The 26,684-nt window shown below is 73.3% G+C and carries 24 protein-coding genes and 1 tRNA gene; 14 read left to right on the top strand and 11 right to left on the bottom strand.

What is annotated here, in order from left to right:
- Positions 1-179: 179 nt before the first annotated feature.
- Positions 180-1,430 carry an acyltransferase family protein gene (locus tag ACIP60_RS33005; RefSeq protein WP_400691720.1) on the top strand — a complete coding sequence of 417 codons (1,251 nt, stop codon included), beginning with the start codon at positions 180-182 and terminating at the stop codon, positions 1,428-1,430.
- A 15-nt stretch (positions 1,431-1,445) separates the two neighbouring features.
- On the opposite strand, the gene ACIP60_RS33010 is transcribed toward ACIP60_RS33005, so the two are convergent.
- Positions 1,446-2,204 carry a phosphotransferase gene (locus ACIP60_RS33010; protein ID WP_400691723.1) on the bottom strand — a complete coding sequence of 253 codons (759 nt, stop codon included), beginning with the start codon at positions 2,202-2,204 and terminating at the stop codon, positions 1,446-1,448.
- Between the two features lie 104 nt (positions 2,205-2,308).
- On the opposite strand from ACIP60_RS33010, the gene ACIP60_RS33015 reads away from it, so the two are divergent.
- The 3 genes from ACIP60_RS33015 to ACIP60_RS33025 all read left to right on the top strand — a co-directional run bounded on the left by ACIP60_RS33015 (position 2,309) and on the right by ACIP60_RS33025 (position 4,180).
- Positions 2,309-3,103 carry a phosphotransferase gene (locus tag ACIP60_RS33015; RefSeq protein ID WP_400691726.1) on the top strand — a complete coding sequence of 265 codons (795 nt, stop codon included), beginning with the start codon at positions 2,309-2,311 and terminating at the stop codon, positions 3,101-3,103.
- A 69-nt stretch (positions 3,104-3,172) separates the two neighbouring features.
- On the top strand, positions 3,173-3,664 hold the full coding sequence (locus ACIP60_RS33020) for an LURP-one-related/scramblase family protein (RefSeq protein WP_400691729.1): 492 nt from the start codon (positions 3,173-3,175) through the stop codon (positions 3,662-3,664).
- 93 nt (positions 3,665-3,757) lie between these two features.
- Positions 3,758-4,180 carry a DUF350 domain-containing protein gene (locus tag ACIP60_RS33025; RefSeq protein ID WP_100837096.1) on the top strand — a complete coding sequence of 141 codons (423 nt, stop codon included), beginning with the start codon at positions 3,758-3,760 and terminating at the stop codon, positions 4,178-4,180.
- 202 nt (positions 4,181-4,382) lie between these two features.
- Here the strand turns inward: ACIP60_RS33025 and ACIP60_RS33030 are convergent, their stop codons facing one another.
- On the bottom strand, positions 4,383-5,666 hold the full coding sequence (locus tag ACIP60_RS33030) for an adenylosuccinate synthase (protein WP_100837095.1): 1,284 nt from the start codon (positions 5,664-5,666) through the stop codon (positions 4,383-4,385).
- Between the two features lie 126 nt (positions 5,667-5,792).
- Here ACIP60_RS33030 and ACIP60_RS33035 point away from each other — a divergent pair, with 126 nt between their 5' ends.
- The 3 genes from ACIP60_RS33035 (at position 5,793) to purM (ending at position 9,621) form a co-directional block, all read left to right on the top strand.
- Positions 5,793-6,638 carry a diacylglycerol kinase gene (locus ACIP60_RS33035; RefSeq protein WP_400691732.1) on the top strand — a complete coding sequence of 282 codons (846 nt, stop codon included), beginning with the start codon at positions 5,793-5,795 and terminating at the stop codon, positions 6,636-6,638.
- Between the two features lie 216 nt (positions 6,639-6,854).
- Positions 6,855-8,450 carry an amidophosphoribosyltransferase gene (gene purF / locus ACIP60_RS33040; protein ID WP_400691734.1) on the top strand — a complete coding sequence of 532 codons (1,596 nt, stop codon included), beginning with the start codon at positions 6,855-6,857 and terminating at the stop codon, positions 8,448-8,450.
- Positions 8,451-8,544: 94 nt separating this feature from the next.
- Positions 8,545-9,621 (top strand): phosphoribosylformylglycinamidine cyclo-ligase, encoded by a 1,077-nt coding sequence (gene purM / locus ACIP60_RS33045; protein ID WP_400691736.1) that lies wholly within the window; start codon positions 8,545-8,547, stop codon positions 9,619-9,621.
- A 188-nt stretch (positions 9,622-9,809) separates the two neighbouring features.
- On the opposite strand, the gene ACIP60_RS33050 is transcribed toward purM, so the two are convergent.
- Both ACIP60_RS33050 and ACIP60_RS33055 read right to left on the bottom strand, forming a co-directional pair.
- Complete coding sequence (locus tag ACIP60_RS33050; RefSeq protein WP_100837092.1) at positions 9,810-10,046, bottom strand: DUF3073 domain-containing protein; 237 nt, start codon at positions 10,044-10,046, stop codon at positions 9,810-9,812.
- A gap of 371 nt (positions 10,047-10,417) precedes the next feature.
- Complete coding sequence (locus ACIP60_RS33055) at positions 10,418-11,560, bottom strand: Glu/Leu/Phe/Val dehydrogenase dimerization domain-containing protein (protein ID WP_400691739.1); 1,143 nt, start codon at positions 11,558-11,560, stop codon at positions 10,418-10,420.
- Positions 11,561-11,731: 171 nt separating this feature from the next.
- On the opposite strand from ACIP60_RS33055, the gene ACIP60_RS33060 reads away from it, so the two are divergent.
- Together ACIP60_RS33060 and bldC are read left to right on the top strand one after the other, a co-directional pair.
- Positions 11,732-12,661, top strand: a complete 930-nt coding sequence (locus tag ACIP60_RS33060; protein WP_400691742.1) for a hypothetical protein — start codon at positions 11,732-11,734, stop codon at positions 12,659-12,661.
- A 528-nt stretch (positions 12,662-13,189) separates the two neighbouring features.
- Entirely contained in the window at positions 13,190-13,396 is a 207-nt protein-coding gene (gene bldC / locus ACIP60_RS33065; protein WP_030459248.1) for a developmental transcriptional regulator BldC, read from the top strand.
- 396 nt (positions 13,397-13,792) lie between these two features.
- Here bldC and ACIP60_RS33070 read toward each other — a convergent pair.
- Positions 13,793-13,866: transfer RNA gene (locus ACIP60_RS33070), tRNA-Asp, on the bottom strand.
- A 116-nt stretch (positions 13,867-13,982) separates the two neighbouring features.
- The gene (gene hrpA, locus ACIP60_RS33075; protein WP_400691746.1) at positions 13,983-17,981 is read right to left on the bottom strand and encodes an ATP-dependent RNA helicase HrpA; all 3,999 of its coding nucleotides are present in this window, start codon (positions 17,979-17,981) and stop codon (positions 13,983-13,985) included.
- A 285-nt stretch (positions 17,982-18,266) separates the two neighbouring features.
- On the opposite strand from hrpA, the gene ACIP60_RS33080 reads away from it, so the two are divergent.
- The 3 genes from ACIP60_RS33080 to ACIP60_RS33090 all read left to right on the top strand — a co-directional run bounded on the left by ACIP60_RS33080 (position 18,267) and on the right by ACIP60_RS33090 (position 20,447).
- On the top strand, positions 18,267-18,611 hold the full coding sequence (locus ACIP60_RS33080; protein WP_400691749.1) for a WXG100 family type VII secretion target: 345 nt from the start codon (positions 18,267-18,269) through the stop codon (positions 18,609-18,611).
- Between the two features lie 79 nt (positions 18,612-18,690).
- Positions 18,691-19,827 carry a hypothetical protein gene (locus ACIP60_RS33085; RefSeq protein ID WP_400691752.1) on the top strand — a complete coding sequence of 379 codons (1,137 nt, stop codon included), beginning with the start codon at positions 18,691-18,693 and terminating at the stop codon, positions 19,825-19,827.
- A 182-nt stretch (positions 19,828-20,009) separates the two neighbouring features.
- Positions 20,010-20,447, top strand: coding sequence for a PGPGW domain-containing protein (locus ACIP60_RS33090; protein WP_400691754.1), 438 nt, complete (start codon positions 20,010-20,012; stop codon positions 20,445-20,447).
- A gap of 56 nt (positions 20,448-20,503) precedes the next feature.
- Here ACIP60_RS33090 and ACIP60_RS33095 read toward each other — a convergent pair whose 3' ends face one another.
- From ACIP60_RS33095 to ACIP60_RS33110, 4 genes are read right to left on the bottom strand one after another with little or no spacing between them, the layout of a single operon-like run.
- Positions 20,504-21,187, bottom strand: coding sequence for a DUF2236 domain-containing protein (locus tag ACIP60_RS33095; RefSeq protein WP_400691757.1), 684 nt, complete (start codon positions 21,185-21,187; stop codon positions 20,504-20,506).
- On the bottom strand, positions 21,184-22,416 hold the full coding sequence (locus ACIP60_RS33100; RefSeq protein ID WP_100837084.1) for an MAB_1171c family putative transporter: 1,233 nt from the start codon (positions 22,414-22,416) through the stop codon (positions 21,184-21,186). Before ACIP60_RS33100 ends, ACIP60_RS33095 begins: the two co-directional genes overlap by 4 nt.
- Positions 22,409-22,927, bottom strand: coding sequence for a hypothetical protein (locus ACIP60_RS33105; RefSeq protein ID WP_159073117.1), 519 nt, complete (start codon positions 22,925-22,927; stop codon positions 22,409-22,411). The genes ACIP60_RS33100 and ACIP60_RS33105 overlap by 8 nt, the downstream gene beginning before the upstream one ends.
- A gap of 53 nt (positions 22,928-22,980) precedes the next feature.
- Positions 22,981-23,418 (bottom strand): helix-turn-helix domain-containing protein, encoded by a 438-nt coding sequence (locus tag ACIP60_RS33110; RefSeq protein ID WP_400691761.1) that lies wholly within the window; start codon positions 23,416-23,418, stop codon positions 22,981-22,983.
- 483 nt (positions 23,419-23,901) lie between these two features.
- Between ACIP60_RS33110 and ACIP60_RS33115 the strand changes: the two genes are divergently transcribed.
- On the top strand, positions 23,902-24,933 hold the full coding sequence (locus ACIP60_RS33115) for a glycosyltransferase family 2 protein (protein ID WP_400691764.1): 1,032 nt from the start codon (positions 23,902-23,904) through the stop codon (positions 24,931-24,933).
- Between the two features lie 190 nt (positions 24,934-25,123).
- On the opposite strand, the gene ACIP60_RS33120 is transcribed toward ACIP60_RS33115, so the two are convergent.
- Complete coding sequence (locus ACIP60_RS33120; protein ID WP_400691767.1) at positions 25,124-25,513, bottom strand: VOC family protein; 390 nt, start codon at positions 25,511-25,513, stop codon at positions 25,124-25,126.
- A gap of 95 nt (positions 25,514-25,608) precedes the next feature.
- On the opposite strand from ACIP60_RS33120, the gene ACIP60_RS33125 reads away from it, so the two are divergent.
- Entirely contained in the window at positions 25,609-26,385 is a 777-nt protein-coding gene (locus ACIP60_RS33125; protein WP_400691769.1) for a TetR/AcrR family transcriptional regulator, read from the top strand.
- Positions 26,386-26,684: the final 299 nt, after the last annotated feature.

A 26,684-nucleotide genomic window follows, 5' to 3' on the forward strand; every position in this document is an offset into this window, starting at 1 on the left:
CGGCCGGTAAAGGCTTCGGAAAACTGTCGTCAGGATCCGGTGACAGGAGACGTGGACCACGGCGGTCCGGTCGGTGGCGGGTCATCCTGCGGTGGAGGGTCGTGCGAGGCGCGACCGGTGGGCTGTGCGTTGACCGGCGCCGAAGTTCCACTCCTGGCCACGTCCCGGAAGGATGACCGGTGGAACTTCTCCTGCGTCGCGCGGGCGGCGACCCGCCCCGGGAACCGCGCTCCCGGGGCCGACTGGCGGCCCTGGACGGACTGCGGCTGGTCGCCGCGCTGATGGTGCTCTTCCACCACTACGTGGGCTACGGCGGGGGCACGAAGCCGGCGGAGAGCGCCTGGGAGCGGCCGGCGGTGGAGGTGTTCCACGGCTACGCGGAACTCGGCGCGTACACCTGGACCGGGGTGTGCCTGTTCTTCGTCATCAGCGGCTTCGTGATCTGCATGAGCTCCTGGGGGCGCAGCCTCGGGGACTTCGTCCGCTCCCGGGTGGTCCGGCTGTATCCGGCCTACTGGTTCGCGGTGCTCACGACCACGGCGTTCCTGGCGCTGTGGCCGACCCTGCGCAAGCCGCTGACCGTGGACGCGGTGCTGGCCAACCTGACCATGTTCCACCTCGGGCTGAACCTGGACAGCGTGGACGCGGTCTACTGGACGCTGTGGGTGGAGATGCGCTTCTACCTGCTGTTCGCCCCACTGGTGTGGCGCGGCCTGACGTACCGCAAGATCGTCGTCTTCTGCGTGCTGTGGACCGTGGCCTCGGCGTGGTCGACCCCCCTCGTCGACTCCATCGGCATGTCGGAGTACTCCTCGTTCTTCGTGGCCGGAATGGCGATGTACCTGATGCACAGGTTCGGTCCGAACCTGCTGCTGTGGGGCATCGTCGGGTTCAACTGGGCGCTGTCGGTCGAGAACGGGCTGCGCCACCAGGCGGAGGTGCAGCCCTCGCTGGGCGACGCGCGGGTCGCGCCGCTGGACGTCGCCGGCCTGCACCTCGAACACTGGCCGGTGGTCCTGCTGGTCACCCTCGCGTACCTGGCGGTGCTGGCGGTCGCGCTCGGGTGGACCGCGCGGATCCAGTGGCGCTGGCTGACCGTCGCCGGAGCGCTCACCTACCCGCTGTACCTGCTGCACGAAGTCATGGGCTGGACGGCGCTGCGCTGGCTGCACCGCAGCGGGATGGGCCCGTGGCCGGCGGTCGGGACGGTCACCGCGGCGATGCTGGTGGTCGCCTGGCTGGTGCACCGGCTGGTCGAGAGGCCGCTCGCGCCGGTGCTGCGCCGCGGCCTGGACCGGGCCCTGGAGCAGGTGCGGGCCGCCGATCCGCCCGGGCGCCGTTCCCCGGCCGGCCCGGCGGGAGCCGCGGCGCCGGTCCTGGTGGAGCCGGAGTTCCGGGCCCCGCTCCCGCAGGAGCGCTCCCCGGTCTGACCGTCCGGCCGCCGGTCAGGCGTCGGCCGCCGCCTCCGCCGCGCAGGCGCGGACCAGGGCGACGGCCGCGTCCAGCCGTCCGTGGTCCGCGGCGTCGAGCACCGGGTCGGCGGCGCGGCGGGCGCGGGCGGTGGTGAGGTGGTGGGTGGTGAGCGGGGGGAGGCCGTGGAGGAGGGGGACGAGGACGGCGGGGGCGGCGGCGGTGTGTTCGGGCATGCCGAGCAGGGCCTGGGCGAGGACGACGGCGCTCATCGCGGTGTCCAGGCCGGGGTCGCCCTCGGTGGCGGTGGCCCAGTCGATGACGACCGGTCCGCGGGGGGTGAGCAGGACGTTCTCGGGGTGCAGGTCGAGGTGGAGCACCCGGTCGCCGGGGTGGGCGGCGGTGCGGGGCGGGACGGCGTGCAGGCGGCGCAGCAGGTCGGCGAGCATCCGGCCGGCGGCGTCGGGGGCGAGTGCGCCGGTGGTGACGGCCTGCGCCATGGTGGGGCCGTCGAGCCGTTCCATCAGCAGGTCGGTGGGCCGCTCGCCGGGCCACGCGGCCGGTACGGGGTAGCCGTGCCCGGCGAGGTGGGCCATCAGGTCGGCCTCGCCCCGCGCGTCGGCCCACGCGCCGGCCCCGGCGCGGTAGCGGCGCAGCACCCGCCCGTCGGGCAGCGCGAAGACGTCCGCGGTGCGGCCGGTGCCGAGCAGCTCGCCCGGTGCGACAGGTGCGCCCGGTGCGAACGGTTCGCCCGGTGCGACCGCTTCGACAGGTCCGCTGGTCGTTTCGGACACGTGGTTCCCCCGTTCCTCGTGCCGGTAGGTACGTCCGGCGCCCCGCCCCGGTTCCCGGCCGGAACCCGGGTGACGCCGCGCCGCCCGCGCGCGACAATGGCCGGATGATCGCCTACGTACCCGGGGACGACGTCGAAGTACCGCCCGCCGTGGCCGAGTTGGCCGCCGGTGAGCCGGTCGTCGCGGTGTGGCGCAACGAGCTGCACGGCCTGACGTTCCGGCTCGGCGACGGGCCGGGGCGGCGGTTCGTGAAGTGGGCGCCGGCCGGCAGCCCGGCGGACCTCGCGGTGGAGGCCGAACGGCTGGGCTGGGCGCGGCGGTTCACCACCGTCCCGGAGGTGCTCGCGCTGGGCGGCGGCGAGGCCGCGGGCGGCCACTGGCTGCTGACGGCGGGGCTGCCGGGGCGGTCGGCCGTGGACGAGGCGTGGAAGCGGGACCCGGCGACGGCCGTCCGGGCGGTCGGCGCGGGTCTGCGGGCCTTCCACGAGGCGCTGCCGGTGGCCGGCTGCCCGTACGACTGGTCCGCGCCGGGCCGGGTGGCCCGCGCCGCCGCGCTGCGCCGCGACCCGGCCGACTGGCACCCGGACCTGCGCCACCACGGCACCGTGGAGCGGGCGCTGGCGGTGCTCGCCGACCCGCCGCCGGTGGACGTCGAGGTGGTCTGCCACGGCGACGCCTGCGCGCCCAACACCCTGGTCGGCGCGGACGGCCGCCCCTCGGGCCACGTCGACCTGGGCGCCCTCGGCACGGCCGACCGCTGGGCGGACCTGGCGGTGGCCACCTGGAGCACGGTGTGGAACTACGGCCCGGGCTGGGAGCGTCCGCTGCTGGAGGCGTACGGCGTCGCGCCGGACGCCGAGCGGCTCGCCTACTACCGCCTGTTGTGGGACCTGGCGTAGCGGCCGGTGGCACCATGTCGGGTGCCGCCCGACGGCGGGCCGGCGAGCACCAGACGAGGAGTCGGGGACATGGGTCGGAAGTTCGTGGTCAAGGAGCGCCTCTTCGCGGTCGGCGACGACTACTGGGTCGAGGACGAGCACGGCGAGAAGGCGTTCCTGGTGGACGGCAAGGTGCTGCGGATGCGCGACACCTTCGAGTTGCAGGACACCGCGGGCAACACGGTCGCCACCGTCCGGGAGAAGGTGCTGACCGTCCGCGACGCGATGAAGATCGAGAACGCGGACGGGGACGTGGTGGCGACCGTCCGCAAGAAGCTGTTCACCCCGTTCCACGACAAGTACCACGTGGAGCTGGAGAACGGCGGCGAGTACGAGATCCACGGCGACCTGATCGACAAGGAGTACACCGTCAAGGGCGACGGCCACCGGCTCGCCGAGGTCTCCCGCAAGTGGTTCCGGATCCGCGACACCTACGGCGTGGAGATCGAGGACGGCGTCGACGTCCCGCTGATGATCGCCGTCGCGGTCTGCCTGGACCGCCTGGTCGAGCACAACGACTGAGCCTCGGCCCCGTCCGGCCGCCCGCCCCGTGCGCTATGTTGTGCCGGTCCTCGGCACGGGCCGGCGGCCGGACAGGCAGGAGGGGCGGGACGCATGAACGACATCCTTCACCAGCTGGGATACGCGTCCGCGTACGGTGCGGTCGGGCTGGTCCTGCTGCTGCTCGGCGTGCTGCTGGTCGACCTGCTGACGCCCGGCGAGCTGCGCCGGCAGATCTGGATCGAGCGCAACCGGAACGCCGCCGTGGTGCTCAGCTCGGCGCTGCTGGCGATCGGCGCGATCGTGTTCACCGCCGTGATGTCGACCTACCAGGAGTTCGCCAAGGGCCTGGCCGCGGCGGCCGTGTTCGGCCTGTTCGGCCTGGTGCTGATGGCCGTCTCGTTCTGGGTGCTGGACCTGGTGACGCCCGGCAGGCTCGGCGAGCTGCTGGTCGACCGCGAGCCGCACCCGGCGGTCTGGGTGACCGCCTCCACCAACCTGGCCGTGGCGGCGATCGTCTCCGCCGCCATCTACTGACGTCCGCCGGCGGCCGGTCCGGCCGCCACCGCGCGGGGGGGGGCCCGGGGCCCCCCCCCCCCCCCGGGGGGGGGGGGGGGCGGGGGGGGCCCGCCCCCCCGCCCCCCGCCCGCCCCCCCCGGGGGCCGGGGCCCCCCCCCCCCCCGCGCGCGCGCCCCCCCCCCCCCGCCCCCGGGGGGGGCCGGGGCCTCTCGCGCGCGTCCTACAGGAAGGAGTTGATCTGGATGGTCTCGGTCCGGCCGGGGCCGACGCCGATCGCCGAGATCGGGGCGCCCGACATCTCCTCCAGCGCCTTCACGTACGCCTGCGCGTTCTTCGGCAGGTCGGCGAAGGACTGCGCCTTCGAGATGTCCTCGCTCCAGCCGGGCAGGTTCTCGTAGATCGGCTTCGCGTGGTGGAAGTCCGACTGGTTGTACGGGAGTTCCTCGACCCGCCTGCCGTCGATCTCGTACGCCACGCAGACCGGGATCTGCTCCCAGCCGGTCAGCACGTCCAGCTTGGTGAGGAAGAAGTCGGTCAGGCCGTTGACCCGGGTCGCGTAGCGGGCGATCACCGCGTCGAACCAGCCGCAGCGCCGGTCGCGCCCGGTGGTGACGCCGCGCTCGCCGCCGATCCGGCGCAGCGCGTCGCCGTCGGCGTCCAGCAGCTCGGTCGGGAACGGGCCCGAGCCGACGCGGGTGGTGTACGCCTTGAGGATGCCGATGACCCGGTCGATCTTGGTCGGGCCGATGCCGGAGCCGGTGCACGCGCCGCCCGAGGTCGGGTTCGACGAGGTGACGAACGGGTACGTGCCGTGGTCCACGTCCAGCAGGGTGCCCTGGCCGCCCTCCAGCAGGACGACCTTGCCCGCCTTCAGCGCCTCGTCCAGGACGAGGGTGGTGTCGGCCAGGTACGGCTTGATCTTGTCGGCGTAGCCCAGGTACTCCTCGAGCACCAGCTCGGCCGGGATCGCGCGCCGGTTGTAGAGCTTGACCAGCAGCTGGTTCTTGTCGTGCAGCGCCGCCTCGATCTTCTGGCGCAGGATCGACTCGTCGAACAGGTCCTGGACCCGGATGCCGACCCGGTTGATCTTGTCGGCGTAGGCCGGGCCGATGCCGCGGCCGGTGGTGCCGATCCGGCGCTTGCCGAGGAAGCGCTCGGTGACCTTGTCCAGCGTCCGGTGGTACGGGGTGATCAGGTGGGCGTTGCCCGAGATCAGCAGCTTCGAGGTGTCGATGCCGCGCTCGTCCAGGCCCTTGAGCTCGGAGAGCAGCACGCCCGGGTCGATCACCACGCCGTTGCCGATCACCGGCACCACGTTCGGGCTGAGGATGCCGGAGGGCAGCAGGTGCAGGGCGTACTTCTGGTCGCCGATGACCACCGTGTGACCGGCGTTGTTGCCGCCCTGGTAGCGGACGACGTAGTCGACGGAGCCGCCGAGGAGGTCGGTGGCCTTCCCCTTGCCCTCGTCTCCCCACTGGGCGCCAACGAGCACGAGTGCCGGCACAGGCGTACACCCCTTCCGGTTGGGGCATCCTGCGTAGACCGCAGTCTGGCCCGAGATGGACGAAGCCCCTGGCGCAATGGCGCAAGGGGCTCTTGCACCGAGAGATTACCTGAGGAAGGACCGGTCGTGTCGTCGCTGTCCACGCCCGTATCCCGCCCCCCGGAGGACGCCGAGCGCCCCGGGCCGCTGCTGGTGCTGCTCGATCCGTCGGCCCGGGAGGCCGACGGCGAATCGGTGCGGATCGCCAAGGACGTGCTGTGCGGCGGCGCCGACGTGAAGGTCGCGCTGCCCGAGAGCCCGTCCGAGCTGGACCGGGTGCTCGCCCACCGGGGCCGGCGCCGGGCCGTGGTGATCGGCTCCGACCAGGCGCTCCAGCGGGTGCTCCAGTCCCTGCACCGGCAGCGGGAGTTGGACGCCGACCCGGTCGGGCTGGTCCCGGTCGGCGGCCCGGTGGCCACCGCCACCGCCCGGCTGCTCGGGGTGCCCGCCGAGCCGGTGGCGGCGGCCCGCGCGGTGCTGGCCGGCACCGCCCGCCGGCTGGACCTGCTGCTCGACGACGGCGGCGGCGTGGTCCTCGCCGAGGTGCGCTTCACCGGTCCGGGCCGTCCGGGCCGCGGGGGCCCGCACGGCCGACGGGCGGGGGAGGGCGGCTGGCGTTCGCTATGGGCGAAATTGGCTGCGACCGAGCAGGCGAGCCCCGCCGGCCCGGAGGAACTGCGCATCGAGGCCGACGGCCGGCTGCTGGCCGACGTGCACCAGCGGGTGCGCCACCTGCGGGTGGCCGTGGTCGACGGCGCCATGGAACTCGCCCTGGACCTCGACGGCAGCCCGCTGCGCCACCGGACCGACCGGCTGACCGTCGCCGGGCGCGGCTTCGGCTACGAGGCGGACGGCTGCCCGGTCGGCCCGGTCCGCCACCGCACCTGGACGGTCCGCCCGGCCTCCTGGCGGCTGCTGCTGCCCGCCGCCTGAGCGCCCGCCCCGCCGCCCCCGCGGCCCCGCCCGCCCCGCGATCACCCAGCGTGAGCAGGCTCACGTTCGACCCGCCCGTCCACTGTGCGAAAGCCTGATGACAAGGGCGTGAAGGCGGCCACCCGCTGTGCGGAAAGCTGGTAAGAGGCGGTATCTACGCGCGTACCAGGAGGCTGCCATCAGGCCGTTCGCCCGGGCTGCCCTAGACTCGGAGACGTGCCACGTGGTGACGGACGACTCAATCACGACCTGCTCCCCGGCGAGAAGGGCCCCCAGGACGCTTGCGGCGTCTTCGGGGTCTGGGCCCCCGGCGAGGAGGTCGCGAAGCTCACGTACTTCGGCCTCTATGCCCTGCAGCACCGCGGACAGGAATCCGCGGGCATCGCAGTGAGCAACGGCTCCCAGATTCTCGTCTTCAAGGACATGGGACTCGTCTCCCAGGTCTTCGACGAGACCTCCCTGGGGTCGCTGCACGGGCATATCGCCGTCGGACATGCCCGCTACTCGACCACCGGGTCCTCGGTCTGGGAGAACGCCCAGCCGACCTTCCGCGCGACCGTCCACGGCTCGCTGGCCCTCGGCCACAACGGAAACCTGGTCAACACCGCCGAACTCGCGGCGATGGTCGCCGAACTGCCGGGCGAGGAGCACGTCTCCCGCTCCGGCCGGACCGCGGCCACCAACGACACCGACCTGCTGACCGCCCTGCTGGCCGGCCACCCGGACCTCACCATCGAGGAGACGGCCCGCAAGGTCCTCCCCGGGGTGAAGGGCGCCTTCTCGCTGGTCTTCATGGACGAGCACACGCTCTACGCCGCCCGCGACCCGCAGGGCATCCGCCCGCTGGTGCTCGGCCGGATCGAGCGCGGCTGGGTGGTCGCCTCCGAGACCTCCGCCCTCGACATCGTCGGCGCCAGCTTCATCCGCGAGGTGGAGCCCGGCGAGCTGATCGCCATCGACGAGAACGGCATGCGCACCTCGCGCTTCGCCGAGGCCAAGCCCAAGGGCTGCGTCTTCGAGTACGTCTACCTGGCCCGCCCGGACACCACCATCGCCGGCCGCAACGTGCACCTCTCCCGGGTGGAGATGGGCCGCAAGCTGGCCGCCGAGTCCCCGGTCGAGGCCGACCTGGTGATAGCCACGCCCGAGTCCGGCACCCCCGCCGCGATCGGGTACGCGGAGGCCAGCGGCATCCCGTTCGGCTCCGGCCTGGTGAAGAACGCCTACGTGGGCCGCACCTTCATCCAGCCCAACCAGACCATCCGCCAGCTCGGCATCCGGCTCAAGCTCAACCCGCTCAAGGAAGTCATCCGGGGCAAGCGCCTGGTGGTCGTGGACGACTCGATCGTCCGCGGCAACACCCAGCGCGCGCTGGTGCGGATGCTGCGCGAGGCCGGCGCCGCCGAGGTGCACATCCGGATCTCCTCCCCGCCGGTGAAGTGGCCGTGCTTCTTCGGCATCGACTTCGCCACCCGCGCCGAGCTGATCGCCAACGGCCTCTCGGTCGAGGAGATCGGCCGCTCGCTGGGCGCCGACTCGCTGGCCTACATCTCGATCGACGGGATGATCGAGGCCACCAAGCAGCCCAAGGACCAGCTCTGCCGGGCCTGCTTCGACGGCGAGTACCCGATGGAGCTGCCCGACCCGGCGCTGCTCGGCAAGCTGCTGCTGGAGGCTGAAATCGCCGGCGCGGCGAACTCCGGCCACCAGGCCAAGCAGCCCGTCCGCGGCGGCCAGCAGACCAGCGACCTCGACGGCGTGCAGTCGATGCTGGGTGGCGCCGGCGCGGCGGACGCGCTGCGCCGCCCGTAACCGTGCGCACCGCCCCCGGCGCCGGACGCCGGGGGCACCCCGTCCCGGCCCCGGCCGGGGAGGCAGCACCACCACTTCGAAAGGGCCACACCAGGTGACCAGCAACGAGACCGGGGCGACCTACGCCGCCGCGGGTGTCGACATCGAGGCCGGCGACCGTGCCGTCGAGCTGATGAAGCAGTGGGTGAGGAAGAGCAACCGGCCCGAGGTGGTCGGCGGGCTCGGCGGCTTCGCCGGACTGTTCGACGCCTCCGCCTTCAAGCGCTACGAGCGCCCGCTGCTGGCCACCGCCACCGACGGCGTCGGCACCAAGGTCGCCATCGCCCAGGCCATGGACAAGCACGACACCATCGGCCACGACCTGGTCGCCATGGTCGTCGACGACCTGGTGGTGTGCGGCGCCGAACCGCTGTTCATGACCGACTACATCTGCGTCGGCAAGGTCGTCCCGGAGCGGGTCGCCGCGATCGTCAAGGGCATCGCCGAGGGCTGCACGCTGGCCGGCTGCGCGCTGATCGGCGGCGAGACCGCCGAGCACCCGGGCCTGCTCGGCCCGGACGAGTACGACGTCGCGGGCGCCGGCACCGGCGTGGTCGAGGCCGACGCGCTGCTCGGTCCGGACCGGGTCCGGGCGGGCGACGTGGTGATCGCGATGGCCGCCTCCGGCCTGCACTCCAACGGCTACTCGCTGGTGCGGCACGTGCTGCTGGAGCGGGCCGGCTGGTCGCTGGACCGCCGGGTCGAGGAGTTCGGCCGGACCCTGGGCGAGGAACTGCTGGAGCCGACGAGGATCTACTCGCTGGACTGCCTGGCGCTGACCCGGGCCACCGAGGTCCACGCCTTCTCGCACGTCACCGGCGGCGGCCTGGCCGCCAACCTGGCCCGGGTCATCCCGGACGGCCTGCACGCCCGCCTCGACCGCGGCACCTGGTCGCCGCTGCCGGTGTTCCGCACCGTCGCCCAGGTCGGCGCGGTGCAGACGCTGGAGATCGAGAAGACCCTGAACATGGGCGTCGGCATGGTCGCCGTCGTCCCGCCGGAGTCGGTCGACGCGGTGCTCGCCGTCCTGGAGGACCGCGACGTGGAGGCCTGGCTGCTCGGCGACGTGGTCGAGCGCACCGCCGAGCACGACGGCGGCGCCGCGCTGTACAACTCCTACGAGTCGTTCTGACCCGAGGCACGGTGAGGGGCCCCGCCGCACCGCGGTGGGGCCCTTCGCACGCCCGGCCCGCCCCCGCGCCTCAGCGCGCCTCAGCGCGCCGCAGCGGGACGCCGGAGAACCCCGGGGTGCCGCGGCGGGACGCCGAAAACCGGCCCGGCGCTCACGGGGAGCGCTCGGACCGGCCGGGTCGGAGGGCGTTACGCGCGACGACGAGCCGGAGGGGTGTCCTCTTCCTCGTCGTCGTGGTTGTACTTGTCCGCGTACGCCGCGTAGGGGTCGTCCTCGTCGTCGTCCTCGATCGGCTCAGGCTCGATCGCGGTCGACGGAGATACACCCAGCTCATTCGACAGACGGTTTGCGTCGAACCCGCCGCTGTTGTACTTCAGCTCGCGGGCGACCTTCGTCTGCTTGGCCTTGGCCCGGCCGCGCCCCATGGGTCGACCCCCTCAACGGTGGGGCTCACGGCCCCGAGTCTGACACGTGTTGATGATCAGGTCCGGCCTGCCCGAAGTGGGAAACCGTCCCTTGGAGCATTAACGGTACCTGTTTCCGCCGCCGGACGGTACGTCGCCGGTGTGACGTGGCGCGCACCCGAGCCCCCCCGAACCAGGTCCGCCCAGGTCAGAGGGGAATTACGGGGCTTTGGCAGGCTGTCCGACCCAGGGCCGGTCCCGTCGTTCCTGCAGAGATTATCCCCCGAAGGGGGCGCGGTATCGCCCGATCGGGGGACGGACTGAGAATCCGGTTCCACATCGTGATGCGCGGGGCCGGGCGGTGCCGGCCCCGCGCGCACGGGCGGTCCGGGTCAGCCCCGGCGGGCCCCCGGGAGCAGCACCGAGCGCAGCGCGCTGATCTCCCGCATCCGCTTCTCGGCGAGCCGGTCGGCGGCCACCGCGGGCGGGACGCCGTCGGCGGCGGCCCGGGTGAAGATCTCCAGGGTGGTGTCGAAGATCCCCGTCGCCTTGGTCTTGGCCCGGTCGAAGTTGAAGCCCTCGATCTCGTCGGCGACCTGGATCACGCCGCCGGAGTTCACCAGGTAGTCGGGCGCGTACAGGATGCCGCGGTCGGCGAGGTCCTTCTCGACGCCCGGGTGGGAGAGCTGGTTGTTGGCCGCGCCGCAGACGACCGCGGTGCCGGCCGCGCCCAGCGCGGCGACGGTGTCGTCGGTGAGCGCGCCGCCGAGCGCGCAGGGGGCGTAGACGTCCAGCGCGGAGGCCAGCAGGGCGCCGGTGTCGGCCACCACCTCGACCTCCGGGTGGGTGGCCCGGACCCGGTTCACGGCGGCCTCGGAGACGTCGGTGACGACCACGGTGGCGCCGTCCGCGACCAGGTGGCCCACCAGGTAGTGGCCGACCTTGCCGACGCCGGCCACGCCGACCCGCTTGCCGCGCAGGGTGGGCCGGCCCCAGCGGGCCTGGGCCGAGGCGCGCATGCCCTGGAAGACGCCGAAGGCGGTCAGGATCGAGGAGTCGCCGGCGCCGCCGTGCTCGGGCGAGCGGCCGGTGACGAACTCGGTCTCCCGGGCCACCACGTCCATGTCCCGCACGTAGGTGCCCACGTCGCAGGCGGTGATGTAGCGGCCGCGCAGGGACTGCACGAAGCGCCCGTAGGCGCGCAGCAGCGCCTCGTTCTTGACCTTCTCGGGATCGCCGATGATCACGGCCTTGCCGCCGCCGAGGTCGAGCCCGGCGAGGGCGTTCTTGTAGCTCATCCCGCGGGAGAGGTTCAGCGCGTCCTGGAGCGCCTCCTCCTCGGTGCCGTACGGGAAGAAGCGGGTGCCGCCCAGGGCCGGGCCGAGGGCGGTGGAGTGGATGGCGATGATCGCCTTGAGGCCGGAGGAGCGGTCGTGGCAGAGCACGACCTGCTCGTGCCCCTCGCCGTCCCGGTCGGTGCCGAAGACCCGGCTCAGCACGCCTGGTGCGGTGTGCGTGGTGTGTACGTCGGTCACGGTGGTGACTCCAGTAAGGATGGCCCGCGGCGGTGGTGCGGGCGTCTGAGTGGAAGCCTAGCCTCGGGAACACCTTCGAATCCGCCCTTCGGGGGCCCCCGAAGGACAACGACCGAAGCCGTCCGCGCGACACCCTGACGGTTCCCGCGGGCGCGTGCGACGATGCCGGGCGTGACCGTCTGGCGCACGACCGTGCTTCCTCCGTACACCGCGCAGCTGCGGGTCTACGAGCCGCTGGCCGCCTTCCCCGAGCCCGACCGCGCCCGCTGGCAGGCGTACGCCGCCGAGCACGGCCCCGACGCCGAGGGGCCGGGGCAGCCGGTGACCGCGGCGGCGCTGGCCGAGCAGCGGGCCGCGCTGGCGGGCCTGGCGGCCCTGACGCCCCGTCCGCTGCCCGCCCGGGAGGACGGGCGGGCCTTCGTGCGGGCGCTGGACGGGGTGGTCTACGTCTGCCCCTGGACGACCCGGCTGCGCAGCTGGCTGGCGCTCCAGGAGCTGCAGCGGACGCTGCCCGCGCACCTGGTGGACACCGTGCTGCCGCCGGCCCTGCGGACGGCCGCGGAGGCGGACCGGGCGCGGTGGCAGCAGGAGCACCCCGACGCCCGGCCGTGGATCGCCTCCAGCCGCTGGGAGGTGCCGCTGCGCTGGTTCCTGCCGTTCGGCGAGGAGGACCGCCGGCACGTGCCGGCGGGGGAGTACGGCTCGTCGGGGGAGGGCGAGCGGCCGGAGCCGGCCGCGCTGTTCTACCTGACGCCGATGGTGCAGGCCCGCCGCCGGGTGGCCCGGGCCTACCGGCTGCTGCGCAAGGGGGTGCCCCCGGCCGAGGGCTGGGGGAGGGCGCCGGGCGGGCCGCTGGTGGACGGCGCGGAGGAGGTCGGGCGCTGGCTGGAGGAGTTCCACCCGCGCTCGCTGGTCGAGCTGGACTACGGCGGCCTGGCCCGGCTGCTGGGCCCGCGGGAGCTGGCCGAGGAGCGCTCGGTGGGCGAACTGGCGGACGGGCTGGGCGCCCTGCGGGCCGGGGACACCGCGGCGGCGCTGCGGGCCTACGAGGGGCTGACGGCGCGCTGGCGGCGGGTGCTGGCGCTGCGGCAGGCGTCCTGAGCGGGTCCGGGCGGGTCCGGGCGGTGTGAGGACGGTGTGGGCGGTGTGGGCGCGGGGCGGACGGGGGAGGTGACGGGGCGTCAGAAAATTGCCTCTGGCCGAACTCCGGCGCCCGGGGGAGGATGGTCCATACCATTGGCGCGGTTACCGGGACCATGGTCCCGGATCGGGTCAATCCCCACGGAACGTGATACTACTCACCGTTGACGCGAACTCAGACCTATATGCCAAAATGGGACAACCAGCCCAAGCTCACTCAGGCGTGCCGCACCGTGACCGGACGTCACCGCTGCGTGACTGTCCGCTATGGGGTGGTCCGGGGCCTTCCGTCGCTCTTGAACCCGTGAGGGGTCAATTTTGGCGGTTTGGCCGATGGGGCTGGACGGATGGTGTAGTTGTAGACACCAGGACAAGCCGTTCGTCCTATAACCGACTCGGCCCGTCCGTGCCATTTCGGGCATCGGGGGCCAAGGTGCAGAATTTGAAGGATAGAACCGCCCTGGTTCGGTTCTCCCGAGGAGGCCGCTCATGACCGCTCGTACCCCTGACGCCGAGCCCCTGCTGACGCCGGCAGAGGTCGCCACGATGTTTCGTGTGGACCCGAAGACCGTGACCCGCTGGGCCAAGGCAGGCAAGCTCACGTCGATCCGGACTCTCGGCGGCCACCGCCGCTACCGCGAGGCGGAGGTGCGTGCCCTGCTGGCCGGTATTCCGGCCCAGCGCACCGAGGTCTGATCCCCCCGTTCGTACCGGCAGCCCCCCGACTCCGCCGGGTCGGGGCGCGACCGACAGCTTGAGGGCCGCCGCCTTCCGACTCCGCCGGGTCGGAAGGGGCGGCCCTCCGGCATGTCCGGGGCCGGTCCGTGGGGCGGGCGGGGGAGGGGGTGCGGGTGCTCCGGAAGGGGTTCCGGGCGGAATCCGGCATTCCCTTTCGGATGATCATCGCAGGGGGGGCGCAGCCGGGAAAGGAAGTGCAATTTTATATATTAAATCAGGGCGCTTTGTGGAGATGCTCCCGAAGTGGCATCTCAAAAGCCGTTCAGTGACGGTCGTCACAGTCGCGCGCCTTGCGCCGGGCTCCGGAAACGCGGTAAGGCCCGGAACCATACGGTTCCGGGCCTTACGCTACTGCGATCCCGACGGGACTTGAACCCGCGACCTCCACCTTGACAGGGTGGCGAGCTAACCAACTGCTCCACGGGACCAGTGTTCTGATCCTCGCCCGCCTGCTCTCGCCTGCGAACAAGACAGACTGTACTGCATGGCGACCCCCCAGGTCGAACCGGCTCCGGAGCCCCCCGGAGCCGGTTCCCGACCCGCCTCAGAGGGTCGCCGCGGCGGCCTCCATCGCCTTGAGGATCCGCTTCTCCGACACCGGGCTCGGCGTGCCCAGCCCCTGGGCGAAGAAGCTCACCCGCAGCTCCTCGATCATCCAGCGCACCGCCCTGATCTCCGGCGACGGCTCCCGGCCCGCCGGCACCCTCGCCAGCAGCTCCCCGTACGCCTGCTGCACCGCCTGTACCTTCACCAGGTTCTGCAGGTCCCGCTGCGGGTGGTTGGGCAGCGCCTCCAGGCGGCGGTCCACCGCCAGCAGGTAGCGCTTCAGGTCGCCCAGGCGCTGCCAGCCCGTCCCGGCCACGAAGCCCGGGTGCACCAGCGAGGCCAGGTGCAGCCGGACGTCGTTCACCGCGGACAGCAGCACCGGGCTGGAGACCGACTTCAGCCGGGTCGACGCCTTGTGGAAGGCGATCAGCGCCGACGCGGTCTTCAGCGTGGTGTCCGCCGACAGCTCGTACAGGTCCGCCCGGACCTTGTCGTACAGCGCCCCGAACGCCTCCGCCTCCCAGACCACCCCGCCGTTGAGCTCCATCAGGCGGTCGGTCGCCGCCGCCACGATGTCCTCGAACAGGGCCGGGACCGACCCGTGCGGGTTGTACGACAGGGCGAGCTTGGCCTGGTTGCCCAGCCGGCCCTGGATCGACTTGGCCGGGGAGTTCACCCGGAGCATCAGCAGCCGGCGGGTGCCCGCCCACATCGCCCGCTGCTGGGCCTCCGGGGTGTCGAACAGCTTGATGCCCACCGAGGCGCCCTCGTCCACCAGCGCCGGGTAGGCGCGCAGCGAGTGGCCCCGGGAGCGCTGCTCGAAGGTGCGCTGGAGGACCGGCAGGTCCTCCGGCCAGGCGGTCAGGCCGGTGCGCTCGATGCCCCGGCCGGAGGCGGCGCTGGAGAGCGTCGCGGACAGCTTCGGCTGGAGTTCGAGCCGCAGCTCCTCCAGGTCCTTGGACTCGGCGAGCTTCCGCTTGCCGTCCACCACCCGGAAGGTCACCTTCAGGTGGTCCGGGATGCGCTCCTCGTCCCACGCCTCCGGCGGGATCGGCAGGCCCGACATCCGGTGCAGCACCCGCTCCAGCGTCGGCAGCAGCGGCTCCTGGCGGTCCGTCAGCTCGCGCATCGCGGCCCGCGCGTAGTCCGGGGCCGGGACGAAGTTGCGCCGGACCGCCTTCGGCAGCGAGCGGATCCAGGCCGTCACCAGCTCCGCCCGCAGACCGGGGATCTGCCAGTCGAAGCCCTCCGACACCACCTGGTTGAGCACCGCCAGCGGGATGTGCACCGTCACGCCGTCCGCGTCGCTGCCCGGCTCGAACTGGTACGTCAGCGGGAGGCGCAGCTTGCCCTGCTGCCAGAAGTCCGGGTAGTCGGCCTCGGTGATCCCGTCCGCCGAGTCGTTGATCAGCATCGACTTCTCGAAGTTGAGCAGGTCGGGCTGGTCGCGCCGGGTCCTCTTCCACCAGGCGTCGAAGTGCCGCCCGGAGACCACGTCCTCGGGCAGCCGGGCGTCGTAGAAGTCGAACAGGGTCTGGTCGTCCACCAGGATGTCCCGGCGGCGGGCCCGGTTCTCCAGCTCCTCGACCTCGTCGAGCAGCTTGCGGTTCTCCGCGAAGAACCGGTGGTGCGTCTCCCAGTCGCCCTCCACCAGCGCCGAGCGGATGAACAGCTCCCGGCACAGCTGGGGGTCGATCCGGCCGTAGTTGACCTTCCGCTGGGCGACGACCGGCAGGCCGTACAGCGTGACCTTCTCGTACGCCAGCACCGCGCCGGCCTTCTTCTCCCAGTGCGGCTCGCTGTAGCTGCGCTTGATCAGGTGCGCCGCCAGCGGCTCCACCCACTCCGGCTCGATCTTCGCGTTGATCCGCGCCCACAGCCGGGAGGTCTCCACCAGCTCGGCCGACATCACCCAGCGCGGCGGCTTCTTGAACAGCCCCGAGCCCGGGAACACCGCGAACCGGGCGCCGCGGGCGCCCGCGTACTCGCGCTTCTCCGCGTCGAACAGGCCCAGGTGGGAGAGCAGGCCGGAGAGCAGCGCCTGGTGGATCCGGTCCGCGTCCGGTTCGCCCTCCTCCCCGACCGGCACGGTGTCCGCCGGCTCGTCGACGGTGACGCCGAGCTGCTTGGCGATGGTGCGCAGCTGGACGTAGACGTCCTGCCACTCCCGTATCCGCAGGTAGTTGAGGAACTCGGACTTGCACATCCGGCGGAACGCCGAGGAGGACAGCTCCTTCTGCTGCTCCCGCACGTAGCGCCAGACCGACAGGTAGGACAGGAAGTCGGAGGTCTCCGACTGGAAGCGGCGGTGCCGTTCGTCGGCGGCCTGGCGCTTCTCGGCCGGGCGCTCGCGCGGGTCCTGGATGGAGAGCGCGGCGGCGATCACCATCACGTCGCGGACGCAGCCGAGGCGGTCGGCCTCCAGCACCATCCGGGCCATCCGCGGGTCGACCGGGAGCTGGGCGAGCTTGCGGCCCAGCTCGGTCAGCCGCTTGCGGTGGTCCTTCTCCTCCGGGTCGAGGGCGCCCAGCTCGTGCAGCAGGTTGACGCCGTCCTTGATGTTCCGGGAGTCCGGCGGGTCGAGGAACGGGAAGGCGGCGATGTCGCCCAGGCCGGCCGCGGTCATCTGCAGGATCACCGAGGCCAGGTTGGTGCGCAGGATCTCGGCGTCGGTGAACTCGGGGCGGGAGAGGAAGTCCTCCTCCGAGTACAGCCGGATGCAGATGCCGTCCGAGGTGCGGCCGCAGCGGCCCTTGCGCTGGTTGGCGCTGGCCTGGCTGACCGCCTCGATCGGCAGCCGCTGCACCTTGGTGCGGTGGCTGTAGCGGGAGATCCGGGCGGTGCCCGGGTCGATCACGTACTTGATGCCGGGGACGGTCAGCGAGGTCTCGGCGACGTTGGTGGCCAGCACCACCCGGCGCTGCGAGGAGCGCTGGAACACCCGGTGCTGCTCGGCCGAGGAGAGCCGGGCGTAGAGCGGCAGGACCTCGGTGGACCGGAGTCTCAGCTTGGTCAGCGCGTCGGCGGTGTCGCGGATCTCGCGCTCGCCGGAGAGGAACACCAGGATGTCGCCGGGCCCCTCGGCCTGGAGCTCCTCGACGGCGTCGCAGATGCCCTGGATCTGGTCCCGGTCGCGGTCCCGGTCGTTGTCGTCCGCGTCGTCGGAGTCCGGCTCGTCGTCCTCCACGAGGGGCCGGTAGCGGACCTCGACCGGGTAGGTGCGGCCGGAGACCTCGATGATCGGGGCGCCGTCGAAGTGGGCGGCGAAGCGCTCCGGGTCGATGGTGGCGGAGGTGATGACCACCTTGAGGTCGGGGCGGCGGGGCAGCAGCTGCTTGAGGTAGCCGAGCAGGAAGTCGATGTTCAGGCTGCGCTCGTGCGCCTCGTCGATGATCAGGGTGTCGTACTGCCGCAGGTCCCGGTCGGTCTGGATCTCGGCCAGCAGGATGCCGTCCGTCATCAGCTTCACCAGGGTGTCCTGGCCGGCCTGGTCGGTGAACCGGACCTTCCAGCCGACCGCCCCGCCCAGCGGGGTGTCCAGCTCCTCGGCGACCCGCTCGGCGACCGTGCGGGCGGCGATCCGGCGCGGCTGGGTGTGGCCGATCAGGCCCTGGACGCCGCGGCCCAGCTCCAGGCAGATCTTCGGGATCTGGGTGGTCTTGCCGGAGCCGGTCTCGCCCGCCACGATCACCACCTGGTGGTCGCGGACGGCGGCCAGGATCTCGTCCTTCTTCTGCGCGACCGGCAGCTCCTGCGGGTACCGGATCACCGGCACCGCCGCCCGGCGGGCGGCCACCCGGGACTCGGAGCGGTCGAAGTCGGAGGCCAGCTCGGTCAGCACCTTCTGCCGGCCCTCGGCCGACCTGACCTTGCGGGTGCCCTCCAGGCGGCGGCCGAGGCGCTGCGCGTCGCGCAGCATCACGCCGGGCAGCCGGGCGGCCAGCTCCGCGAACGTGGGGGCGGGCTGCTGGGCTACGGGAGAACTCACTGCGGGCATCCCTCTAGGTTGCAAAAAGTGGGGGCCGGGGCGCACCTCGGTTTTCGAGCACATCCAGTGTCACAGGCCCGGCGGCCGGACCGCGAACAGCCGGCCCGGCCCGTGCCCGGCCCGCGCCCGACCCGCCGCCGCCCGGGTCCGGTCGCTGCCGCCCGGCCGCCGCGCCGGTCCCGCCGACACCCGCCCGCTTCCACCCCGTACCCGCCCGTTTCCCCCGGGGCCCGTACTGACTAGCCTTGGGGGAACAGGCTTTCGGGGAATCCACGGGGAAACAGGGGGACGGTCATGGATCTGTGGGGAGACGTCAAGCACCTCGCCGGTGACGTGGTCAAGGTCGGCGAGGACATCGTCATGGCTCCGGCCGAGATCGCGCACTGGGCGCTCGGCAAGATGTTCGGCGACGCCGACGCCGAGCTGAACAAGATCGCCCAGGAGCTGGCCGAGCTGAGCAAGCAGGTCGACGGCCTCGGCCGCGAGGTCAGCGCGGTGCTCGGCGGGCTGACCTGGCACGGCGCGGCCGCGGACGCCTTCATCTCGCACGCGCAGGGCCGGGTCCGCGAGCTGAACTCCGTCGCGGACGAGCTCGGGCAGCTCGGCGACTCGGTCAAGCAGCTCGCCAACGTCCTGTAGCGCCGACCGACCGTCGACCGACCGCACCGCACCGGGCCCGACCGCTAAGGGCCGGGCCGACCACAGGGGGAACAACACGATGGCGGGGAACGAGTTCGGCTTCCAGCCGGGCGAACTGCTGAAGATCCAGCAGGACTTCACGCAGGTCAACCAGCGGATGCAGGAGATGGCCGGGCAGCTCGGCCACATCAAGGCGACCGTCGCGAAGGCGGCCGCCACCGACGTGTTCTCGGGCGGGATCATGGGCGTCCTCGGGGCCGGCCCGATCCTGGCGGAGGTGGCCCGGGACGTGCAGGCCATCAACGCGCGGGCCGAGGCGCTGATGAAGACCAAGGAGAAGCTCACCAAGGAGCTGGGCGAGGACGCGGCCAAGATCAAGCAGCTGATCACCTCGTACGAGGAGGTCGAGCGGAAGATCGCCGAGGACCTCAAGCGCAAGCACTCCGAGGAGAGCAAGCCCAAGTCGCCCGGCACCGGGATCGACAGCGTCGACAAGGGCAAGGGCGGCGCAGGCAGCGGCGGCAGCGGCGGCCACACCGGGCAGCCCTCCTCGCCGCACACCGGGACCGACGGCGGCGGTGGCGGGACGGGCGGCAGCGGCGGCCACGACACCAGCGGCAACGACGGCTCCGGGATCGTCAGCGGCCCCGGCGGCAAGCACGACGGCCCGAAGCTCAAGGACCGCTCGACCGGCGACTGGAAGACCAGGATCGTCAACGGCAACAGCTGGGACGCCTGGTCCGACCACCGGCACCCGCGCAACGGCGAGGGCGGCGGCGCCAAGGCCCAGCCCAAGCTGGACGGGGTCTCCGACGAGCGCAAGGCGATGGTGGAGCGGGCGATGGAGCGGGTCAAGCGCAAGCTCGGCTACAGCCAGGGCGCCGTCACCAACGGCTACCGGGTCGACTGCTCCGGCTTCCTCTCCGCCGCCTGGGGCCTGCCCGGCCCCGGCACCACCACCGGCCCGCTGATCAGCGAGTCGGCCGGCATCGCCCACCACATCGCCCGCAAGGACCTCCAGCCGGGCGACGCCCTGGTGGTCCACCACACCAGCGGCGACCACGAGCAGCACGTGGTGCTGTTCGGCGGCTGGGCGGACGCGGCGCACACCCGGGCGATCATCCTGGAGGACTCCGGCAGCCAGGGCTGCGTCTCGCACGAGGAGCCGATCTCCAAGCTGGCCGAGTACACCCCGATCCGCAAGAACGGGATGTGACCCGCCGCCGGGGCGCTCCTCCCGGACGACCGGCCGTCCGTTCGGCCGGACAGGAGCGCCCCGACGCGTGCCCCGACGCGTGCCCCGACGCGTGCCCCGACGCGTGCTCCGAGACGTGCCCGGGCGGCCGGGGGCGGTGTCGGGGCACCGGGAACCGCGGGCCGTCCGGTTAGGGTGGGCTGATGAACCAGCAGCAGCGGCCGGGATTCGAAGCGGACCCGACGGAGGTCCACCCGGTGGCCCGGGTGCTCTTCGCGGTGGTCGGCGCGGTCCTGATCGTGGTGGGCGTGGTGCTGCTGGTGCTGCCCGGCCCGGGGATGCTGCTCCTGCTGGCCGGCATGGTCCTGGTCGCCCGCGCGGTGCCCGCCTTCGCCCGCTTCGTGGAGCCGGTCCGGGTCAAGGCCATGCAGGGCGTCGAGGCGAGCGTCGCCTCCGGCTGGCGGATCGCCGGCTCGGTCCTCGCCGGACTCGGCCTGATCGCCGCGGGCGTCGTCGCCGGGCTGGTGCCCTCGCTGCCGATGGCCGGCTGGGCGACCGGGTCGAGCCTGATCCTGTCCGGCCTGATCCTGCTCGGCCTGCTGGCCTGGAGCTACCGCCGGGTGCACGGCCCGCGCCGCTGAGCAACCGCGCGGTGCCGCCCGGCCCGCTACCGGGCCGCTGCGCGCGTGCCGTCCCGTCAGCGCAGCAGGCGGAAGGCGAGCCGGGCGGCCGCGCGCAGCGGCAGGGGCGGGCGGGGAACGGCGAAGGCGGCGCGCAGCGGGGGGTCGAGGAGGGCCGCGGCGAAGGCGGGGGCGTGGCGGGCGAGCGGGCCGGGGAGGCGGGCGGCGAAGACCGGTGCGACGGCCCGCCAGAGCCGCCGGCCGGCCTCGCTGGGGGCGAACCGGGCGGTTTCGAACTCCCGCATCCAGGCGGCGGTCTCGGCCAGGGCGGGCCCGGGGAGCGGCGGCAGGCCGAGTGCTCCGGCGAGCGCGGCGGCGAAGGCGGCGGCCGCCTCGCGTTCGGCGGCGGTCCCGGCCGCGTACGTGACCGGGCAGACGGTGAAGCAGGCCAGCACGTAGCGCATCAGCTCCGCGTCCACGCCGGGGAGGCGGTGCAGCGCGGCGAGCGCGGCGACGGTCTCCCGGCCGGCCGGGCTGTCCACGCCGTGGCCGATCAGGGCGAACATCATGGCGCCGGTGGCCTTCGCCCTGGCCTTCGGCGCGGACGCCAACTTCCCGGTGCCGGACAGGACTTCGGCGATCTCGGGGACGGCGAAGGTGCGGACGAAGCCGAGCGTCAGGCCGACCCGGGCGCGCTGCGGGCGCCGGTGCAGGACCAGGGCGGCGAAGGCGTCCCTGGCCGGTGGCGGCGGGGTGGTCACGGGAGGGGTTCCAGCGCCCGGTCGAGCAGCGGGGAGCGCAGGTAGCAGGCGACCAGCACCAGGTGGGCCCGCTCCTCGGCCGGGTCGGTGTCCAGGCCGGGCAGCGCGGCCTGCTCCTCGCGGGGGCGGGGCGGGGTGCCGGCGGCCAGGGCGGCGACGGCGGAGCGCAGCGCGGCGGCGACCACCAGGGCGTCCCGGTGGCTCCGGGCGAGCGAGGCCCGGCCGGCCAGCCGCCGCGCGGCGTCCACGGCGGCGGGGTCGACGAACGGACGGAGCGTCAGCTGGCCGTCGCGGATCTCCAGCCCGCGCCGGGTGGTGCGCCACTCCAGGTCGCGCAGGGCGGCGCGTTCGCGCCAGGCGGGGGAGGGCGGGCCCTCCAGGGCGAGGCGGCGGTCGGCGCGGTAGACCAGGTCCCAGAGCGGGCGCAGGGCGCGGAAGTCGCGGCGGCGGGCGGCCCAGGCGGCGCCGGCCGGGCCGGCGAAACCGCAGGTGATGCCGATCGCGCCGAGGGCGGCGAAGGCCGGGCCGAGGGCGGTGCTGAGCCACTCGGCGCCGCCGACGCCCGCGTACGCGAGGGCGATCGCGGCGAGCTTGCACAGCACGTAGCCGCAGGCGGTGAGCGCGCCGAGGGCGAGCAGCCGGATGCCGCGGCGCAGCCAGCCCTCGGGGAGCCGGGCGGCGTGGCCGAGGCAGACCCGGCCGATGTCGATCAGCGCGTAGGCGAACAGGCCCTGGTAGAGCGCCAGGAACAGCGCGGTGGCGGTGCGCGGGGCGAAGGTGGTGTCGAAGGTGAGCGGCGTTTCGGGCCGGTACGGGCCGCCGGCCAGGAAGAGCGCGGCCAGGACGGGGACGAGCGCGGCGAACACCGCGGCGCGGCGGCGCACCAGCTGCCGCAGCCGGTCGTCCAGCGGCGCCCAGATCAGGGCGCCGGCGCGCTCCTCGGGCGGGGTCCAGACCAGGGCGAGGACCACGGCGGCGGCGGAGAAGCCGACGATGCCGAGGTAGACGAACAGGGTGGCCAGGTTGCCGACGCCGGTGAGGTGTCCGACCGCCCGGTACAGCAGCGGGGAGGCCAGCAGGAAGGCGGTGGCCGGGGAGGCGATCGCCAGGGCGACCACCAGCAGCCCGAACGACGGGTCGCGCCGCCAGGCCCGCAGCTTCAGTGCGGCGACCAGCCAGGCGGCGCTGCCGATACCCAAGTAGACCAGGTTGTACGGCAGTTCAGACATGCTGTCCTTTGCGGTGCTCCAACGCGGGGGCGAGCTGCGAGGTGGTGCCGGCGCCCGGGGCGAGCACCAGGAGGCGCATCAGCTCGGCGCCGAGCACCTCGGCCTCCTCCTCGGCGGCGTCGTCGTAGTGCGAGCGGCCGAGCACCAGCCGGAGCATCTCCGGGTCGATGGTGGGCAGTTCGACCCGGGCGGTGTCCGGGTCGAGCAGCGCGGGCTCGGTCAGGTGGCCGCACAGCAGGTGGGCCAGTTCGTGGCAGACGATGTGCGCCCGGTGCAGTCCGGAGGTCTCCTGCTCGACGTGGACGACGTCCTCGGCGGGCAGGCGCTCGACGAAACCGGAGGGCTCGCCGACCCGCATCCGGCGCGGGGCGATCCGGATCGGACGCCCCAGGTGCGCCGAGACCGCGTCGCACAGCTCCTCGACGGTGCTCAGCGGCGGCAGGCGCAGGTCGCGCGCGACCGCCCGCATCCGGCGCCGGGTCCGGCCCAGTCCGCTTCCCACACCCCGCACGTCGACCCCTTCCGGCAGCCGCCAGTGTCCCAGCGGCACCTGCTGGCGCTCCGTCACGTCACCGGGCCGGCCTCGTCCGGCTGCCCGTCGGTCAGGCCCACGGCCCGCCGCAACTGCTCCACAATAGTGAGTGCGGCGTCCTGCATCTCCGGCGGCAGCCCGGCCGCCCGCATGGCGATCCGCTCGACCCTGGCGTCCCGCAGCGCCTCGATCTTGCGCAGGTCCTGCTCCACCGCGCGGGCGGTCTCCGAATCGGAGAAGTAGTCGAGCGGGACGCCGAAGAACCGGGCGATCCGGACGGCGTTCTCCAGGCTCGGCTTCTGGGAGCCCTTGCGCAGGTTGCCGATGTACGTGCCGCTCAGGCCGGTGCCTTCGGCGATCTCACTGTCCCGCCAGGGACGGCCGAGGTCCTTGGGGTAGATCACCGCTATCAGGCGCCGGAAGCGGCTGGCGAAGTCCGGGACTTCGGTGCGGGGGGTTTCCTGGGGCATGTGCCGGATCATAGAGGCTCCTTACCCCCGGGCGTATCCCTCGTCCGTCCTGTTCTGCACGATCGTTGGGGAATCGGTGCCCGAACCGTGGCGGTCGGCCGTCCGACGCTCCGGGCCGTCGTTGAAAAATCCACGATAGTTGACACACCGTGGACTCGGTCGGCAGGATCGGCATCCGGATGCTCGGGCGCCGTTGCCCCACGGGGGTGGGCAGCGGCGCTCGGTTGTTCGGCTGCCCGTCGCGGCGCCCTCCGCCCGGCCGTCGGTTTTGCCCTCTGCTTTACCGTCCGTTCTGTCGCGCTTTTCCGTCTCCCTTCTTGCGGGAGTGCCGCGGACGCGGAATCGGAGCGAATTCCTCCGCTACTTCCGCGCCATCTGACGTTTCCCGCAACGTTGTCGGGGTCGGATACGCTTCGCGCGTTCGCGCCCGGCGGCATTCCTGTCGGCCAATCAGGGTGCCCGTTCCGAAAGGCCGCGCAGCCGATGGCACCCCGCCTCTCCGTCGTCGTCCCGGTGTACAACGTCGAGCGCTACCTCGCCGCCTGCCTGGACTCGATCGCCGACCAGACCTTCAGCGACCTCGAGTGCGTCATGGTCGACGACGGCTCCACCGACACCAGCGCCGCCATCGCCGAGCGGTACGTCGCCCGCGACCCGCGGTTCCGACTGGTCCGGCAGGAGAACCAGGGGCTCGGCGCCGCCCGCAACACCGGCGTCCGCCACCTCGCGCCCGGCACCCGCTACCTGGCCTTCGTCGACAGCGACGACGTGGTGCCGCCGGACGCCTACCGGCTGATGGTCGACACCCTGGACGCCACCGGCTCCGACTTCGCCACCGGCAACGTGCTGCGGCTGCGCACCGCCGGACTGGAGCCCTCGCACGTCCACGTCCGCCCGTTCGCCGAGACCCGGCTGCGCACCCACGTCAGCGAACTGCCCGGCCTGGTCACCGACCGCACCGCCTGGAACAAGGTCTACCGGCGCTCCTTCTACGCCGCCGCCGGCCTGGACTACCCCGAGGGCATGCTCTACGAGGACGCCCCGGTCAGCGTCCCGCACCACTTCCTCGCCGAGAGCGTCGACGTGCTGTCCGAGCCGATCTACCACTGGCGGATCCGCGAGGACGGCGACAGCTCGATCACCCAGCGCCGCACCGACCCGCGCGGCCTCGCCGACCGGGTCCGCTCCATCGAACTCGTCCGCGCCTGGCTGCTCGACCGGCCCGAACCCGTCTTCCGCGAGCACCTGCGGGCCTACGACCACAACACCCTGGTCGAGGAGATCCCGATGTTCTTCTGGACCGTCCCCGACGGCGACCAGGAGTACCGCTACGCCTACCACCGCCACGTCACCCGGCTGGTCAGCGCGATAGGGGCCGACCGGATCGACGCCCTCCCGCCCTTCCTGCGCCTCAAGTACCGCCTGACCGTGGCCGGCCGGGTGCACACCCTGGCCAACGTCCAGCGGATGCACCGGCGGGTGCGCAACACCCGCAAGGCGATGCGCCGCCGGTAGCGGCCGTCCCGCCGCCGGACGCACTCACCGCCGCCGACGCACTCACCGCCGCCGCAGCAGGGCCGCGCGGGCCGGGCCGGTCGCCGGCTCCCTCCCGAACGCCTGACCGGCCGACGCCCGTCCTCCCCGCTCGCCGGTGCCCCCGGAGCGAAGGCCGCTCCGGGGGCGCCGCGCCGTCCTGCCCTCCCCGTCACGCCGCGGCGGTGGCCCGCCACTCGGTGAACTGCACGGTCACCCCGTTCGGGTCGGTGACCTGGAACAGCCGCTCGCCCCACGGCTCGTCGAGCAGCGGCAGGGTGATCGCCACCCCGGCCTCCCGCAGCCGGGCCTCGGTGCCGGCCGCGTCGTCCACGGTGAACGCCAGGATCAGCCCGGCCGCGTGCTGGTCGCGGAGGCCCTCCGGCAGCACCTCCAGGCCCCGGCGCAGGAGGACCACGTTCATGCCGGCGTCCGGGTGGCCGAGCGAGACGAAGCCGTCGGCGGCCATCTCCTGTCGGAAGCCGAGGTGGGTGGAGAGGAAGGCGGCGGAGGCCGCGACGTCCTCGACGGTCAGGGAGACGGCGGAGCGGTTGATCTTCAAGGGGGTCCTTCCGGATCGCGCGGGTCGGGTGCCATTACTCCTTACGGCGTACACTATACACAGTATGGAGATTTCCGCGTGGAAGAATCCCCCGCATGGCCAGCAACCGGAGCAGCGCCGGAGACCCCGCGCACACCCTCGCCCTGCTCTGGGGCGTCCCCACCCCGTCCGCCACCGGAGGCCGGCGCGGACCGCGACAGGCCCACTCGCCCGCCGCGATCGCCGCCGCCGCGATCCGCATCGCCGACGCCGACGGGCTGGACGCCGTCACCATGCGCCGGGTCGCCCAGGAACTCGGCCTCTCCCCGATGGCGCTCTACACCTACGTCCCCGGCAAGGCCGAACTGCTCGACCTGATGCTGGACACCCTCTACGCCGCGATGCCCCGCACCACCCCCGCCGACCCCGGCTGGCGCGCCCGCGCCGCCGCCGTCGCCGACGACAACCGCGCCCTGTACGCCGCCCACCCCTGGACCGCGGCCGTCCCGACCACCCGCCCGCCGCTCGGCCCCGGCCTGATGGCCAAGTACGAGTACGAGCTCTCCGCCCTCGAAGGCACCGGCCTCGACGACGTCCGCCTCGACGCCGCCCTCACCCACCTGCTCGGCTTCGTCCAGACCTGCGCCCGGATGGCCGCCGACGAACGCGCCGCCCAGCAGGACAGCGCGATGAGCGACCGACAGTGGTGGGAGGCCAACGCCGACCTCCTCGCCCGCGTCCTCGACCCCACCCGCTACCCCGTCGCCACCCGCGTCGGCACCGCCGCCGGCCAGGCCCAGGGCGGCGCCTACCACGCCGACCGCGCCTACGAGTTCGGCCTCCCCCGCATCCTCGACGGCCTGGCCGCCCTGATCGAACCGCCGACCCGCTAGGGCGCGCACGCGGCCGCGATCGCCCCGGCGAGCCGCCTCCCCGGGAGGAGGCTCCGGCCGAACGCGACCCCGCCCGGACGCTCCGGGGGCGGGCGGGCCGCAGTCCATCCCGTGCTGGGGAAGGTTCGGGTCGGCGGGCCCGTCAGCCACGACGCCGAGCCCCACCGGGACCGCGGCACCGTCGAGCGCCTGTTCAACAAGCCGAAGCCTCGGCAGGGCACGGCCTCGCAAGCTCGGACCGTACTCGGTGGGCCGATCGACGGTTCCAGGGTCGGCCCGGGGGTGGAGGGGCCGCAGCG

Origin of the sequence: Kitasatospora sp. NPDC088783 (assembly GCF_044750705.1) — a bacterium.
Lineage (GTDB): Bacteria > Actinomycetota > Actinomycetes > Streptomycetales > Streptomycetaceae > Kitasatospora > Kitasatospora fiedleri.

Bases quoted from the DNA above. Each gene is read 5' to 3' on its own strand.
- ACIP60_RS33015 (WP_400691726.1), top strand. From the start codon at position 2,309: ATGATCGCCTACGTACCCGGGGACGACGTCGAAGTACCGCCCGCCGTG.
- ACIP60_RS33080 (WP_400691749.1), top strand. From the start codon at position 18,267: ATGGATCTGTGGGGAGACGTCAAGCACCTCGCCGGTGACGTGGTCAAG.
- ACIP60_RS33085 (WP_400691752.1), top strand. From the start codon at position 18,691: ATGGCGGGGAACGAGTTCGGCTTCCAGCCGGGCGAACTGCTGAAGATC.
- ACIP60_RS33050 (WP_100837092.1), bottom strand. From the start codon at position 10,046: ATGGGGCGCGGCCGGGCCAAGGCCAAGCAGACGAAGGTCGCCCGCGAG.
- ACIP60_RS33115 (WP_400691764.1), top strand. From the start codon at position 23,902: ATGGCACCCCGCCTCTCCGTCGTCGTCCCGGTGTACAACGTCGAGCGC.
- ACIP60_RS33125 (WP_400691769.1), top strand. From the start codon at position 25,609: ATGGCCAGCAACCGGAGCAGCGCCGGAGACCCCGCGCACACCCTCGCC.
- ACIP60_RS33090 (WP_400691754.1), top strand. From the start codon at position 20,010: ATGAACCAGCAGCAGCGGCCGGGATTCGAAGCGGACCCGACGGAGGTC.
- ACIP60_RS33100 (WP_100837084.1), bottom strand. From the start codon at position 22,416: ATGTCTGAACTGCCGTACAACCTGGTCTACTTGGGTATCGGCAGCGCC.
- ACIP60_RS33025 (WP_100837096.1), top strand. From the start codon at position 3,758: ATGAACGACATCCTTCACCAGCTGGGATACGCGTCCGCGTACGGTGCG.
- hrpA (WP_400691746.1), bottom strand. From the start codon at position 17,981: ATGCCCGCAGTGAGTTCTCCCGTAGCCCAGCAGCCCGCCCCCACGTTC.
- ACIP60_RS33020 (WP_400691729.1), top strand. From the start codon at position 3,173: ATGGGTCGGAAGTTCGTGGTCAAGGAGCGCCTCTTCGCGGTCGGCGAC.
- bldC (WP_030459248.1), top strand. From the start codon at position 13,190: ATGACCGCTCGTACCCCTGACGCCGAGCCCCTGCTGACGCCGGCAGAG.
- ACIP60_RS33110 (WP_400691761.1), bottom strand. From the start codon at position 23,418: ATGCCCCAGGAAACCCCCCGCACCGAAGTCCCGGACTTCGCCAGCCGC.